Raw genomic sequence first — 15,617 nt, 5'->3', positions numbered from 1 at the left:
TCAGTTTTCAAAGATCAATATTTTGTCGTCCTTTTTTATGGCGACCTTATAAATATATCATCTTCACAAAACAATGTCAATATCAATTTGAAATTGTTTTTGTTTTGATTGCGTATGAAGTTCGCTGTGAAAAGCGACTTTTTATAATATATCACGCGTTAACTTAGCTATGCAATAGAGAATTTAACAGAAATATATTCCATTGAATATCAAAAATGATAGATCTCTGTTTTAAGCTTTACGATATCATTATTCCATATTAGACTGAAGAAATGTTCATCATATAAAAGCCTGTCCCAATAAAAAGAAGCCTAGCTTTTCACTAGACTTCTAGCCAATAACGAAAATTTGTAATGCAGTTAATGAAGCAATCCCAGGTATACCTAATAGACCAACAATCACTGCCGTAAACACATTAATCGGAATATGCAATCCGAAAGAAGCACCAAACAAGTTAAAAAAGAACAAAAACAACAATCCAATGGTTATTTTCATTGTTCCTTTCCCTAATACATGCATCAATCGGACCGGTATTCCTTTGACAAGTAAAAATCCGATAAGAAGCAATAATCCAGCTATAATCCAACCATTCATATGCTTGTCTCCTTCTTATTTTATATCCTCTATTACATGTTATATGAAATAAGAAGAGTAAATAGACGTGGATTCTTATTTTATTTTCGTAGCTGACAGATCCCTCTTTCTTGCTTCTCTAATCAAATAAAAGTATTTCGCCTTTTTGACAGCCAATTCGTATAAGCCCGAATTCGTAGGATCTATACTTCGTTCCATAATGGCTTCAAGATTTGTCCATTCTTTTTTCAACTGAAAGATATTCGTTAAAATTGCTTGATCTAGATTCTTTTTCTTGAGATTTTTAGCACGCTTCATTTACTCACCTTCTGTTATACATCTCTTCTGCCTTCTAGCGCTTTTGACAAAGTGACTTCATCTGCATATTCTAAGTCTCCACCCATCGGTAATCCATGAGCAATGCGAGTGGTACGAATACCCGAAGGACGCACTAATTTCGAAATATACATCGCTGTTGCTTCCCCTTCAATATTCGGATTCGTCGCTAAGATTAATTCTTCTACTTCTTCCTCTTTCAATCGATTAATCAATGCCGGCACATTGATATCTTCTGGCCCAATCCCATCCATCGGGGAAATAGCGCCATGGAGTACATGATAACGCCCGTTAAATTCTTTCATTTTTTCCATAGCGATCACATCTTTGGGATCTTGGACAACACAAATAACCGATGAATCGCGTACCTCATCCTGACAAATGGCACATGGATCTTGATCGGTAATATGTCCACAGTTGCTACAATGCGTCAGTTCTCGTTTTGCATTTGCTAGCGACTTTGCAAAATCAAGCACATCATCTTCTTCCATATTCAGCACAAAGAATGCCAGGCGGACGGCAGTTTTCGGGCCGATTCCTGGCAATTTTGTAAAACTATCAATTAATCTTGATATCGGTTCTGGATAATACATGATGCATTCCTCCTAGAACATGCCTCCAGGTAAATTAAGACCTTTCGTGAATTGTCCCATCGTTTCATTTGTTTTCTCTTCGACTTCCTTCAATACTTCATTTGTTGCTGCTAATACAAGGTCTTGTAACATTTCGACATCATCCGGATCTACAACTTCTTCACTAATATCAATATCGGTGATTTCTTTTTTGCCGTTTGCTGTGACTTTAACCATTCCACCACCAGCAGTTGCTTCAAATGACATGTCTTGTAATTCTTCTTGCGCTTTCATCATATCTTTTTGCATTTTTTGCATTTGTTTCATCATCTTATTCATATTTCCTCCGCCTTTCATGGAAATCCCTCCTAAAAATTTTCATTAATCATGTATTTCTAACAAATCATCGCCTACTAATTTACGAGCTTCTTCAATGACTGGATCTGATTCATCTGTTGTGTCTTCCTTGTTGTCTGACGACTGATTTTGCTTACGTATATATTCTTCGCGCAAATGCTTCCAGTCATTTTCTGGGATTGGAATGAAAGTGAACGATGCTCCCATTATATCCGATAATATTAATTCTATCGTTTGTTTATGCTCAAGTGCAAGCGAACAATGAATTTCATATTTAAACGATAAAATCAAAACCTCTTCAGACGCGGCACACGGATCGCTATTTTGAATGGTCGCATGCGCCGGTGCACTTTGTTTTTTCACCGTTTCCATAAAACGAGACCATTGTGATTTCACATGTTTCAACGATTGTTTTGATGCATGATTCATCACTTTACGGATTCGATCATATGGAATTTTATAACTTTTTCGGTTGGATGATCCTGTTCGTTTGTTCGTTTCTGTTTTTTGTTTTTCCTCTACTTGATGCGGTTGTTGTTGCAACTGTTGCACGGTTTTCTCTAATTGCGTGACCTTTTCTAATAATTGATCATAGGACCCATGTTGACTCGATGGCTGTGTAGCCGAATTTGATTGTGCATCACAAATTTTCAACATCGCAACTTCCATAAATACTTTCGGGCTATTGGTCCATTTCATATCTTGTTGACAACGATTTAATTCTTGAATGGCTTGTTGAATCCAATCCCCATCTAATGCATCAGCTAATTGTTGAAACGTTTCATCTACCACCGCTCGTTCTAGCACATTTTCTAAAGAAGGCGCAGATTGGTATAACAAAATATCGCGCAAATAATAAATGAAGTCAAACACAAATCGTCCAGGATCTTTTCCATTTTGAATAAATCGGTCAATGGCTACTAACGCTTCATGGACGTTCTTTTCATGTAAAGCTTGTGTAATTTCTGCTAATTGCGCTTGGGAGACAGCTCCAGTTACAGCTAATACGTCATCTAATACCACTTGCGCTTCACTATAAGATACGGCTTGGTCTAGCAAACTTAATGCATCGCGCATCCCGCCTTCTGCAGATAAAGCAACTGCTTCTAAAGCATCGCCTGCTACTTCTATGCCCTCTTTCTGAACAATATCCCGCATGCGTTCCACCATGGCCGATTGGGAAATTCGTTTAAAATCGAATCGTTGACATCGTGAAATGATTGTCAGCGGAATTTTGTGAGGCTCGGTTGTTGCTAAAATAAAGATGACATGCTTCGGTGGTTCTTCTAATGTTTTTAATAAAGCATTAAATGCACCGATTGATAACATATGCACTTCATCAATAATATAGACTTTATATGTGACCGTACTTGGTGCAAATTTCACTTTATCTCGAATATCACGAATTTGCTCGACACCATTGTTTGAAGCGGCATCAATTTCAACCACATCAGCGTTTGATCCGTCTTGAATACCTAACAAGCGTCACATTCATTACACGGTTCGAATGCAGGCCCATTCTCACAATTGACTGCTTTCGCAAAGATTTTTGCTGCACTTGTTTTTCCCGTTCCTCGTGGTCCAGAAAATAAGTAGGCATGCGAAAATTTATCCTGCATAATACCGTTTTGTAAGGTTCGAGTAATATGTGTTTGTCCAACTACATCTTCAAAATTCCGCGGTCGCCACACGCGATATAATGCTTGATAGGCCATTTATGATAGTCTCCTTTTACAGCTAATACCTACTTGTACATTTATTGTAGCAAATCCTGACTTAAATCACGAGTAGTAAACGTATGTTATACAAAAAACCTCTTGCTTTTTAAAAAACAAGAGGTGTATGGACATTATATAAAGCCGTGCCCCAAGCTTGATGACTTCACCCTAAGCGTTACTTAAGTTTGTAGCTCGACCCAGGCTTCCCCGCGGCACACAAGAAGAATCGCTTAATGCTGCTTCCTTCCGGACCTGACATGGTTCACGAGTTCCTGTTGCGCAGGACCTAAGTGTCCACACTACTCCCTTAAGGCAGACCTTAAAGTGAGGCCACCTCAGCAAGGGAATTCAGCCTCGCTATAGCGGATTGCGAGTACAGGGCACCGCTACCTCCCCACCTAGCACGGCAAATTTGCTAACATATTCATTTGCGCTAATTAAAGCGCAATACTTAGTATAACGCGTTTTAATAAAAAATGCAATGACAATGGACTGTTAACTTCATCCAAAATAAATTCTCTATTTTCTTTGTTGTTTTTTATTCCGAAGTGTTTGAAAAAAATCTGATAGCAGTTGACTTGCCTCTTGTTCAAGTACACCTGCTTCTACTTCAGCACGATGATTAAAGCGATCATCTTCTAGTAAGTTAAATATCGTCCAGCACATCCTGCTTTGGGGTCATTAGCACCATATACAACACGCGCGATTCTAGACTGAAGAATCGCACCAGCACACATCGGACAAGGTTCCAATGTAACATAAAGCGTGCAATCCTCTAAACGCCAACTCCCCATCGTTTCATTAGCCTTATCAATAGCTAACATTTCTGCATGCGAGCTCGTTGTTTGTAACTTCTCTCGCAAGTTAAAGGCAGAGGCTATAATGTCACCTTGATACACAATGATCGCCCCGATCGGAACTTCTCCTAATGCTTCTGCTTTTTTCGCTTCTTCTATAGCATATCCCATAAATTCTTGATCATTCACTGTTATCCCACACCCCATTTATGCCTGTTCGTTTCGTTTTTCCTTCTTTCAACGTACAAAAACTGAAACCTTCGCGCAAGTCAAAACCTATCGTTCTAAATTCTTTTTTGTTTCATATAGTATGGATAGACCGTATCTCGCTTCATACATCCCATATAGTGAAAGAAAGGGGACACGTTTTGTGGAAATTTATGTTGTGCAACAAGGAGACAGTCTTTATTCCATCGCCAATCAATACGGGATCACGTATAACACAATTGCCAGTGCCAATGAAATCAATCCTGAAAATTCTTTAGTTGTCGGGCAAACATTAGTGATTCCGATTTACGGTGATTTTTACACGGTTCAAGCTGGTGATAGTCTTTATTCCATTAGCCAACGATTTGGTCTTACAGCGAGTGAGCTAGCCAATGTGAATCAAATCAATATGTATCAACCATTGTCGATCGGAACAAGATTATATATTCCCGAAAGAGCAAAACCTACCATTGAAGTCAATGCGTATGCAGAGCCAACCGGAGATAGCGTATCAGATACTTTAGAAAATGCTGTCCGTAAACATGCCAATCAATTAACTTATTTAGCACCATTCTCATACCGAGTGACAAGAGAAGGAAACCTTACACCTCCACCCTTAAATCAATTTGCTAGCATTACAAATCAAGCAAATACTGTTCGGATGCTAGTCGTCACGAATCTAGAAGAGGGTGGTTTTAGCCAAGAGCTGGGACGCATCATCGTTACGAACGAAGACGTACAAAACCGATTGTTAGATGAAATTGTTCGAGTAGCGAATCAACAGGGATACGGAGACGTTCATTTTGATTTTGAATTTTTGCCTGCTGACACGCGTCAAAACTATAACGCCTTTTTACGTAAAGCGAAACAACGATTACAAGAAAATAACTTAATGCTATCTACAGCACTCGCACCTAAAACAAGTGCTGAGCAAGAAGGACAATGGTACGAGGCGCATGATTATCAGGCACATGGAGACATTGTTGATTTCGTCGTATTAATGACCTATGAATGGGGATATAGTGGCGGACCACCCCGAGCGGTATCACCTATTGGCCCGGTTACAGATGTCGTGAACTATGCATTAACGGAAATGCCTGCATCAAAAATTTTACTTGGACAAAATTTATATGGATACGATTGGACATTGCCTTATGAACCTGGCGGAGACATTGCTGAAGCGGTCAGCCCTCAAAGAGCCGTCCAATTAGCACGAGAATATAACCAAACCATTGAGTTTGATGAAGAAGCACAGGCACCGTTCTTTTTTTACACAGATGCAGAAGGGAACCGTCATGAAGTATGGTTTGAAGATGCTCGATCCATTCAAGCAAAATTTGACCTCATTAAAGAAAAGAACTTGCGCGGGATTAGTTATTGGAAATTAGGGCTAGCTTTCCCACAAAACTGGCTATTGTTAGATGATAACTTTACGATCGAAAAGAAAGAGATGGAGTAAACAGAGCCCATCTCTTTCTTCAATGATCTTCCATTAGTGTCCGTAATTGATCTTTATTGACCACTAAATCTGCTAGCGTATATTGATCAAGCACTTGAAAGAACGCATGCATCGCCTTACCAACAGCATGTCGCAAATGACAAGCTGGTGTAATGACACATTGATTATGCTCCTCATCAAAACATTCTAATAAATAAAAATCATTTTCCATCACTCGAATCACCGCTCCAATATTAATTGATGCTGGTGATTTTGATAATACAATGCCACCATTTCGCCCTCTTGTCGTTTCGATATATTCATATTGACTCAATTGATGAACGACTTTTCGAATATGTTCTGTTGAAATATAAAATGTATCAGCAATTTCCTTAATACTCACTTTTCTATTATCATGCGTTGCACTATACATTAGTACACGTAACGCGTAATCGGTATATTTTTTTAGCCGCATGTCTTTTGCTCCTTTCCCTTCCTCTCTTATTTTAACGGACTTTTGTTGATCTGACCATCTCCACTTAACAGAATTGTCATACTTTTCTCTGTTTTCCTATTGAACCTGTGGAACTATTTTCTATACAATAAAGATGTATTAAAAATACATGTTTAAAAGGAGTGGATAGATGATGTCTACAGCCACTGAATTAGATCAACAAACCATTGAAACGGTAAAAAGCACGGTCCCAGTATTAGAAAAGTATGGGAAAGATATCACATCTCGATTTTACCAGCGACTATTTCACAAACATCCTGAATTAAAGAACATTTTTAACCAAACCAATCAACGGATAGGAAATCAACCACAAGCGCTTGCGAATGCGGTATATGCCGCAGCAGCAAATATTGATCAGTTAGAAACGATTTTACCTGAAGTGAAACAAATTGCTCATAAGCACCGTAGTTTAAATATCCAACCGGAACATTATCCGATTGTCGGTGAGAACTTATTAGCTGCGATGCAAGATGTATTAGGAGATGCTGCAACAGACGATATTATTGATGCATGGGAAAAAGCCTATCAGCAAATTGCCCAAGTATTTATCGATGTGGAAGAAGATATGTATCAAGAGGTTCAACAAACAGAAGGTGGATGGGTAGGTTATCGTGATTTTACCATCGTCGCTAAAGAGAAAGAGAGCGATGTAATTACATCTTTTTATTTAAAACCAGCGGATGGTGGAGCCATTCCGACATATCAACCCGGGCAATATATCACGGTGAAAGTTGATATCCCCGACCTACCTTATACGTGTCAACGGCAATATAGTTTATCGTGTCGACCAAATCAAGAATATTTCCGAATTAGCATTAAACGTGAAGATGCAATGGGTGGTCAGGCAGCAGGTGTTGTCTCATCTTATTTACACCAATCCGTTGAACAAGGAGATATCATCTCGATTAGTGCACCAGCAGGGGATTTTGTCTTAGATCATAAAACAAAACCGCTTGTATTAATAAGCGGTGGCGTTGGTCTGACACCACTTACGAGTATGTTAGAAACCGCTGTGCATTCACAACCTGATCGAGACATTTACTACATTCATGCAGCCCAACATGAACGTGTGCACGGCTTAAAAAAGCAAGTTGCTGAGATTTCAGAGAAACATCCACAAGTGCGTAGCTATGTCGTTTATGAACGCCCAGAAGATACAAACCAATGTGATAAAACCGGCTATGTGACGCTTGAATGGTTACAATCGATTCTTCCAACAAAAGAAGCATCTTTTTATTTCTGTGGACCACAGCCATTTATGAAAGCCATCAATCAAGCATTAGCTACTTGGGATGTGAATCCTGATGATATCCACTATGAATTTTTCGGCCCAAAAGGAAGCCTAGACTAACGTATGCCAAATGAAAAAGAGGCTGACTCCCAGTAAACACTAGGGACAGCCTCATGATCAACTTATTCTTCTAAAGTAGATGTATCTCCAGTTGGCAGCCCAAGCTCCCACGACTTTAACAAACGGCGCATGATTTTCCCGCTTCTCGTTTTCGGAATAGTATCGGTAATTTCAATTTCTCGAGGAGCGGCATGTGCACTTAATCCAGTTTTGACATATTGACGAATCTCTTCTAATAAAGCGTCGTCTTTCTCATAACCAGGATTAAGTGTAATAAACGCCTTTATGATTTCACCACGTTCTGCATCTGGTTTACCAATCACTCCAGCTTCGGATACAGCATGGTGTTCGATTAATTTACTTTCCACTTCAAATGGTCCAACTCTTTCACCCGATGTATTAATCACATCATCTAGACGTCCTTGGAACCAAAAGTAGCCATCTTCGTCCATATATGCACTATCTCCTGATACATACCAACCATTTATAAAATAACTGTTATATTTCTCAGGTCGTTTCCAAATCGCGCGCATCATCGAAGGCCAACCTTCTTTCACCGCTAAATTACCCATTTGATAAGGTGGAAGTTCATTTCCATCATCATCGATAATCGATGCTTCTACACCAGGGATCGGTTTGCCCATGGAGCCAGGACGTATTTCCATACAAGGTAAATTCACAATTAACATCGCACCTGTTTCAGTCATCCACCACGTATCATGAATCCGTCGATCATAAGCATCCAATGCCCATGTAATCACTTCAGGATTCAGCGGTTCACCTACACTTAATATATGACGAACTTTCGACAAATCATACTGTTTAGCAATATCTTTCCCTGCACTCATTAATTTCCGTAATGCTGTTGGTGCTGTATACCAAACCGTCACATCATATTTGGCTAACGTTTCATACCAAGATTCAGGAGAGTAACGACCACCACGTATGACGTTGGTTACCCCATTCAACCACGGAGCAAAAATACCATAACTCGTGCCAGTCACCCAACCTGGATCTGCTGTACACCAATACACATCATCTTCTGTCAAGTCCAGTACCCATTTGCCCGTAGCATAATGCTGAATCATCGCATGATGGACATGATAGACTCCTTTCGGCTTTCCTGTCGAACCAGAGGTGTAATGCATTACCATACCGTCTTCTAAATCAACCCATTCGATGTCAAACGATTCGGAAGCACCTTCCATTTCATGATCAAAGTCAATATAGTTACTTACATCAACCCCCGTTGCACCAACGAGTACAATTTTCTCTAAATCTGGTAATTCATCAACAGGGACACGTTCTAATAGTTCGGGTGTCGTAATTAACATCGAAGCTTGACTATCCTCTAAACGGTCGCGAACGGCTTGCTCCATAAATGCTTCAAATAACGGGCCAGCAACAGCACCTACTTTCAATATACCAAAGAAACTAGCATAAAATTCAGGGCTTCTTGGCATAAATAAGAACACACGGTCCCCTTTGTTTACATGATACTTTTTTAATACATTGGCAAATTGATTACTTCGTTTACGTAATTGATCAAATGTGAGTGACTCTTCTCGCTTTGGTGATGAATACAGTAACGCTATTTGATCTTTTTTATTTGGATTTTCTGCATGACGATCAATCGCTTCATATGCCATATTGACTTTTCCTGTATGATACCAACTAAAGGTTGCTTTCATTTCTTCCCAATTGAAATCTTTACGTAAAGTCTCAACATCCTCTACATTAAAATCTCCTTGACGGACATCAATCGTAGTCGTTTCCATCTTCATCACCTCTCCAGAAATTTGTAAACGTTTGCAAAATAAAAGAACCTTGTTTAAGGATCTAATTCAATTGTATCGAATCTACGGAAAAAATCAAATATTTTACAAAAAATTTTTATGTGAATGGTTCACATAGTTTCTTCATCAATGAACCATACTAAGCATTAGGATATTTATAAAGGTGTGATCTTTATGCGTCGATCTCGCATGCTGAAGAAGGAATCGCCCAACGTATCTCGTCATTTGAATGAGAATGTGCGAACAATGAAGGAACAGTTTTCGTACGGGTTAAATAAAGATTTTTCGATGCGTTCACTAACGATCGCTTTCAATCAAAAGCAAGGGCGAATGTTTTATTATAGTTCGACCGTCAACGGCGAGCAAATGAATCTACATATTATTAAACCTTTGTTAGAAAACGAAGGTAAAGATATCACTGATATTGTTTCCGTTAACAATATACAAGCTTTAACCGATTTTGAAACCATTAAAGAATATATTAATAGTGGAAAAGCTGTGTTATTTGTAGATCACGATTCACAAGCATATGGTATGGATATTGCTTCCTTCGAACATCGCAATATCTTTAAGGCTGAGAATGAAAATGTAATTAAAGGACCTCAAGATGCCTTTACGGAGTCGTTAAACGCCAACATCTCTTTAATTCGCAAACAATTACATCAATCACAATTAATCAACGAAGGAATCCAAGTCGGGGAGCGCTCAAAAAACGAAGTCAACATTCTTTATAATAAGGACCTCGTCAATCCAGACATATTAGAAAACGTCCGCCAACGAATCAAAGACATCAATGTTGATACCGTCCGCAATATTGAACTGTTGGAACAATATTTGGAAGAACGACCTTATTCACTAATTCCTACCATTTTATATACCGAAAAACCAGATAAGGCAACATCTTATTTAGAGGATGGATTTATTATTTTACTAATGGACACATCGGCTGCTGCTCTTATCGTTCCAGTGAATTTCTGGTGTTTTTTTCATACACCAGAAGATCGTTACTTACGTTTTCTCTACGGGAATTTCAGTCGAGCCATCCGCTTGCTCTGTTTCTTCTTATCATCATTGATCTCAGCTATCTATGTAGCGGTTTCCAATTTTCACAGCGAAATGATCCCACCTGATTTATTACTAGCCATTACGGCATCGAGAGAACGCGTCCCTTTTCCATTAATCTTTGAGGTCATCATTATGGAAGTTGCCTTTGAACTTATTCGAGAAGCTGGCGTTCGTATTCCTAATCCGTTAGGACCTACGATTGGTATTGTCGGTGCGCTCATACTTGGGCAAGCGGCTGTTGAAGCAAATATCATCAGTCCGATTATCGTCATTATCGCAGCGGTATCTGGTTTATCATCCTTTGCTCTATCCGAAATTAATATTAATTTTACGATTCGAATATCGCGGTTTATCTTTATATTTGCAGCAGGGTTCTTTGGCATGTTGTCACTCGTCGGGGCATTTCTTCTCTTTGTCATGTACACAGCGTCGATTAAATCATTTGGTGTACCCTATTTTTCACCGATGTCTCCTCATTTTCTCTCACCAAATGATACGATTTTTCGCAAAGTGATAAGAAGAGAATGGTTACGGCCCAACTATTTAAAACCAAAGGATCTCGTAAAAAAACGGCATCGATAAAGAAAAGGTGGTTCGCTTATGCAAAACCAAGGCTTTCTACAAACAAAAGAAATCTTCGCCATTGTTTTAATGCTTGTTGCGATCAAAGCAGCCGATTCTACTCCTTCGTTATTTGCACAGAAAGCCCAAAATGGATTTTGGTTGATACCCATTGTGTCCTTTGTTGTCATCTTTCCGAGCTTTCTTCTAATGATCTATTTACTCAAGCGATTCCGTGATAAAAATCTAATGGAACTGATCGAATCCATACTAGGCAAAACAATAGGAAAATTAATAAGCATAATAATATTTCTCTTCGCCTTTAGCACACTCACACTAGATAGCAGAAATTATGTAGAGCAAATTAAAGTCTTATACTTTCCAGAATCACCTACGATCTTTATTTTCTTTATCTTTATCGGGGTTAGCTTCTTTGGTGCCAAGAAAGGCATTGAAGTCATCGGCTATACATCCTGGATTGCCCTACCGATCATCAAAATCTCCTTTTTCACACTAATTTGGCTTGTTTTAGGAAGCATGGTCTATGAACGTATTTTCCCCATATTCGGATCTGGTTTACCCGTGATCCTATCAGAAGGGGTGAAGAAGGCAGCGATTTTTGCTGAATTATTCTTTTTATTGATCGCTTATAAAGCAGCCAAAGAAGAAGCAATGTTTCGTAAAGGGGCCGTTGTTGCTTCAATCATTGCTTTTCTAGAAATCATCGCATTTTATTTCATTTACATCACCGTTTTTGACTATAACTCTGTCGAAAAAATAGCCTTTCCTTTTCACGATATTGCGCAATACGTCCAATTCGGTCAATTTTTCACCAATATTGAAACCTTATTTATGGTTTTTTGGCTGTTTGCTGCTTATCTTAAGTTTATTGTATTTCTTTATCTTATCGCATGGATGTTCGGTACGATATTTCATATTAAAAATTTCGAGCCACTTTTACTACCACTCGCTTATTTAGTGATTATTGCCGGGCTATTACCTTTTAATAGCATTTATAACGAATTTGTACTACGAGAAAACTTGTTAATGATTATGTCACCATTTTTTATTTTGTTACCCTTCATGTTATGGTTCATTGCTTTATGGAAAGGGGAGCTGAAACGATGAAAGGACATGTTTTCTTCATTGCAATAGCCATGATCATGTTAACAGGTTGTTTCGACCGAATCGAATTAGAACAACAATCGTATGTGATCGCTGTTGGCATCGACAAAACCGAAGAAGAAGGACAATACAATTATACATATCAGATTGCCAATCCAGCAGTAGGATCTGCAGCTGTACAAAGCGGTCCTAATGAACCACCAGCAGAAATAGTCACCGTCAAAGGTTCCGATATCCTAGGTGCAACTAATACCGCCAATTCGTTCGTTTCGAAAAAAATTACGCTCGATCATACAAAAATTATTGTCATATCCGAAGAATTAGCACGTTCAAAAGATTTCCTCGGCATCATTCAGTCAGGTTCCCGTACGCCTCAAATTAGAAGAGGTGTCGAACTCGTTGTATCAAAGGAATCAGCCAGTGATTTTATTAATAATAATCAACCGATTATGGAACAACGCCCACATAAATATTACCAATTTATGTTATCCCGTGCGAAGCAAACCGGTATTATTCCAAATGCTACACTTCATCGTTTTTTTCAAATTACTGAAGGAGATGCTGACTTATTCCTCGGTATTTATGCGACAACTATGCAATCTGATCAAAAGGACAACGGAGAACAAGATCAATATATAGCGGGGGAAATACCTCAGAGGGGCGGTTCTCCAACACAATTTATGGGCTCAGCCGTTTTTAAAGAAGGACAAATGATTGATACATTAACTGGTGAAGAAACCCGGTTTTCTCATATTTTAGATAAAACGATGGACATGAAGGATTTCCTTGCTACTATGCCCGACCCAGTCAAACCAGATTTTCGTATCACGTATGATTACTCGCAAAAACAATCGCCTCAGATTGACTTTACGTATCACAAAAATAAGCCAAGTACCATTAAGGTTGAAATCCCGTTTCAGATTGAAGTAATTGCCATTCCGAGTTTGGTGGATTATTCGCAAAATCGTAAAGGACGTCAAAAACTACGAAAAGCAATCATCCAACGATTTGAAGAAAAAACGTCTGCATTTATTGAACAGTCACAGACCCAATACCGATCTGACCCTTTTTATTGGTCATTGTATGCTCGACCACATTTCAAAAATATTAAAGCATACGAAAAAGCCGACTGGCATAAAAAGATTTATCCGAATGCTGAGGTTTCTGTAACATACAAAATGGATAAATTAGAATTTGGCAAGATGATTAATGATTCAAAGATCAATGAAGTGAGGGATTAAAGTGCAAACCTTTCTCGTCTATTTATTATGTTTGTTTGTTGTGTACCGTTGTATTGTTCACAGCCGACAAACCTTTCAAGACGGCAATCGTTGGGGAGGAACTGCGATACTCACTTTAGCCCCAGTCATCATCGCAATAACAATTTTTTATCAATTATTACGATAACGGAAGGTGAGATCACGATGCCCATCTGTAGAGACGCCGATCAACCCGACTTATATTACCAAATGAATGGCCACGGATGCCCACTCCTATTGATTGCTCCTCCAGGTATGGGACACGTAACATTTCATTATCAAAAAGAGTTACGTGATATTTGCACCGTCATCACTTTTGATATTCGCGGAGATGGTCGTAGCGATTCTTCCGATCCATCGTTCACGATGAATGAACTTGTCGACGACGTGAGAAGAGTATTAGATACCAATCAAATCGATCGAGCAGTGATATGTGGCTATTCAAATGGTGGATGCATTGCTCAGGAATTTGCTCTCAAGTATCCTCAAAAGACAATCGGCTTGATGTTAATCGGTGGCTATTATGCTGTGAATAGTTTTTTATTACAAAAGGAATATCAAATCGGCATATGGATAGCGCAGAGAAAATGGATGAAATGGCTATCAATTGGATTAGCAAAAAACCACTTTCGCGATCATCAAGTGGCCACAGAAATGATTGAGGAAATGAAACAAACCGATCCAGTAAGTCTAGCAAGGCAATATGAGATTGGACTACATTACAGTTGTGAAAACCGATTATCTCAATTACAAATGCCCTTATTGTTGCTATATGGATCAAGAGATTTCTATATTCATGCCTATCAGCATAGGTATCGAAAACAAGTAGAAGACGTTGAAATAGCCTATATCGGGAAGTCAAAACATCAAGTCCCTACAAAACATGCACATGTATGTAATGCAATCATCCGCGAATGGCTAAAGCGAAAACGCCTTGTCTCAAGTGATGACTGAGATTGTGAGTATGTAAAGGACAACAAAGAATTTATCTTACTTTAATGCTGAGTAGTTTCTAGGCGTGATTATGAATTTTGCAGTAAATAGCACAAAAAGAAATATAAGACAGATAATATTTGTACTATGACTTGTAACAATTTGCGAATGAATCATTTCCAAACTAACCAATATATTCAGAATAAATGTGACTAAAAAGCCTGCCATCGAAATACAGGTTAGGTAATGACCATACAATAATCTCCTGTTTACAGACAATTTTTCATTCTGTTTAATGGTTAATAAATACTGAATTTGAAGAACAAAACCATATAAAACACCAAATATAAAAATGGACACCATCATATATCCTATTATATCCATACTACTCACTCCCTTAACAAATATTCCATTATTTAGTACACCTCATATTGATTATATAGTATAATAGATGAAAACGATACTTCAAAAAATGTAAAAGTTGGTGTGATTATGAAAACAGTAGCAGACAATGTTCTTAATTTGCTACTCATTATCCTTATCATTCTTACCGTTATTAATTTTCTCGGTAGCAGTATCGTCAAGGATGTAGCAAGTGTAATTGCTTTTATTTTGGCACTCATTATCGTCATCATAGGAAAAAAGTATATAAAAGAGCAATGATCTTTAGTATCACTGTTGTTGCGATTTAGGGCATACACACGCTTCTATGTTGTTTAATTTAGGTGTTTGTTCAGGAACGTTTAGGACACTCTTCTATCCAAGTGACATTGGACACGTATTCCCACATGTTGCCTAATATGCAAGGGGAAGTTGCCAAAAGTTTAGAGGAAGCTTTTAATAAGCCAAAGATAGATCGTATTTCTGATCAATAAAAAAAGTGGTTACCATTTGGTTACCACTTCAACTAATTGAAAACTCTTAAACCAACGGCCCTAGCAGGATTCGAACCTGCGACGCATCGTTTAGGAAACGAACGCTCTATCCTCTGAGCTATAGGGCCACATTCTATAAA

General features: G+C 38.5%; 14 protein-coding genes, 1 tRNA gene, 1 other RNA gene and 2 pseudogenes. 8 read left to right on the top strand and 10 right to left on the bottom strand.

Features of this window, described 5'->3' with window-relative positions:
* Positions 1 to 330: 330 nt before the first annotated feature.
* The 7 genes and pseudogenes from J416_RS00205 to tadA form a co-directional block, all read right to left on the bottom strand.
* On the bottom strand, positions 331 to 594 hold the full coding sequence (locus J416_RS00205; RefSeq protein ID WP_003462463.1) for a pro-sigmaK processing inhibitor BofA family protein: 264 nt from the start codon (positions 592 to 594) through the stop codon (positions 331 to 333).
* 75 nt (positions 595 to 669) lie between these two features.
* Complete coding sequence (locus tag J416_RS00200; protein ID WP_003462462.1) at positions 670 to 891, bottom strand: YaaL family protein; 222 nt, start codon at positions 889 to 891, stop codon at positions 670 to 672.
* A gap of 14 nt (positions 892 to 905) precedes the next feature.
* A complete protein-coding gene (gene recR, locus J416_RS00195; protein WP_003462461.1) occupies positions 906 to 1,502 on the bottom strand; it encodes a recombination mediator RecR in 597 nt (198 codons plus the stop codon).
* Between the two features lie 12 nt (positions 1,503 to 1,514).
* Positions 1,515 to 1,838, bottom strand: coding sequence for a YbaB/EbfC family nucleoid-associated protein (locus tag J416_RS00190; RefSeq protein WP_003462459.1), 324 nt, complete (start codon positions 1,836 to 1,838; stop codon positions 1,515 to 1,517).
* Positions 1,839 to 1,862: 24 nt separating this feature from the next.
* A pseudogene (gene dnaX, locus J416_RS00185) lies at positions 1,863 to 3,553 on the bottom strand (DNA polymerase III subunit gamma/tau).
* A 144-nt stretch (positions 3,554 to 3,697) separates the two neighbouring features.
* Positions 3,698 to 3,963: signal recognition particle sRNA large type (ffs, locus tag J416_RS15220), an RNA gene on the bottom strand.
* Between the two features lie 112 nt (positions 3,964 to 4,075).
* Positions 4,076 to 4,560 (bottom strand): annotated as a pseudogene (tadA, locus tag J416_RS00180) (tRNA adenosine(34) deaminase TadA).
* Between the two features lie 163 nt (positions 4,561 to 4,723).
* Between tadA and J416_RS00175 the strand changes: the two are divergent.
* Positions 4,724 to 6,019, top strand: a complete 1,296-nt coding sequence (locus J416_RS00175; RefSeq protein WP_003462455.1) for a glycoside hydrolase family 18 protein — start codon at positions 4,724 to 4,726, stop codon at positions 6,017 to 6,019.
* A 19-nt stretch (positions 6,020 to 6,038) separates the two neighbouring features.
* On the opposite strand, the gene J416_RS00170 is transcribed toward J416_RS00175, so the two are convergent.
* Positions 6,039 to 6,473, bottom strand: coding sequence for an RrF2 family transcriptional regulator (locus tag J416_RS00170; protein WP_003462450.1), 435 nt, complete (start codon positions 6,471 to 6,473; stop codon positions 6,039 to 6,041).
* 172 nt (positions 6,474 to 6,645) lie between these two features.
* On the opposite strand from J416_RS00170, the gene hmpA reads away from it, so the two are divergent.
* Positions 6,646 to 7,863 (top strand): NO-inducible flavohemoprotein, encoded by a 1,218-nt coding sequence (gene hmpA / locus J416_RS00165; RefSeq protein ID WP_003462447.1) that lies wholly within the window; start codon positions 6,646 to 6,648, stop codon positions 7,861 to 7,863.
* A gap of 62 nt (positions 7,864 to 7,925) precedes the next feature.
* Here hmpA and acsA read toward each other — a convergent pair whose 3' ends face one another.
* A complete protein-coding gene (gene acsA, locus J416_RS00160; protein ID WP_003462445.1) occupies positions 7,926 to 9,641 on the bottom strand; it encodes an acetate--CoA ligase in 1,716 nt (571 codons plus the stop codon).
* A gap of 192 nt (positions 9,642 to 9,833) precedes the next feature.
* Between acsA and J416_RS00155 the strand changes: the two genes are divergently transcribed.
* From J416_RS00155 to J416_RS15585, 6 genes are all read left to right on the top strand, one after another.
* Entirely contained in the window at positions 9,834 to 11,306 is a 1,473-nt protein-coding gene (locus J416_RS00155) for a spore germination protein (RefSeq protein ID WP_003462441.1), read from the top strand.
* 18 nt (positions 11,307 to 11,324) lie between these two features.
* The gene (locus tag J416_RS00150) at positions 11,325 to 12,413 is read left to right on the top strand and encodes a GerAB/ArcD/ProY family transporter (RefSeq protein ID WP_003462438.1); all 1,089 of its coding nucleotides are present in this window, start codon (positions 11,325 to 11,327) and stop codon (positions 12,411 to 12,413) included.
* Entirely contained in the window at positions 12,410 to 13,651 is a 1,242-nt protein-coding gene (locus tag J416_RS00145; protein ID WP_003462435.1) for a Ger(x)C family spore germination protein, read from the top strand. The genes J416_RS00150 and J416_RS00145 overlap by 4 nt, the downstream gene beginning before the upstream one ends.
* A gap of 1 nt (position 13,652) precedes the next feature.
* The gene (locus J416_RS15590; protein WP_156809468.1) at positions 13,653 to 13,817 is read left to right on the top strand and encodes a hypothetical protein; all 165 of its coding nucleotides are present in this window, start codon (positions 13,653 to 13,655) and stop codon (positions 13,815 to 13,817) included.
* Between the two features lie 17 nt (positions 13,818 to 13,834).
* The gene (locus J416_RS00140; protein WP_003462433.1) at positions 13,835 to 14,623 is read left to right on the top strand and encodes an alpha/beta fold hydrolase; all 789 of its coding nucleotides are present in this window, start codon (positions 13,835 to 13,837) and stop codon (positions 14,621 to 14,623) included.
* 471 nt (positions 14,624 to 15,094) lie between these two features.
* A complete protein-coding gene (locus tag J416_RS15585; RefSeq protein ID WP_156809467.1) occupies positions 15,095 to 15,265 on the top strand; it encodes a hypothetical protein in 171 nt (56 codons plus the stop codon).
* 267 nt (positions 15,266 to 15,532) lie between these two features.
* Here the strand turns inward: J416_RS15585 and J416_RS00130 are convergent.
* Positions 15,533 to 15,605, bottom strand: a tRNA-Arg gene (locus J416_RS00130).
* Between the last annotated feature and the right edge of the window lie 12 nt (positions 15,606 to 15,617).

Origin of the sequence: Gracilibacillus halophilus YIM-C55.5, from assembly GCF_000359605.1 — a bacterium.
In the GTDB taxonomy this organism is placed as follows: Bacteria; Bacillota; Bacilli; order Bacillales; family Amphibacillaceae; genus Gracilibacillus; species Gracilibacillus halophilus.
The sequence above is the reverse complement of the archived record's forward strand: the minus strand, read 5'-3'. Positions and strand labels throughout refer to the sequence as shown.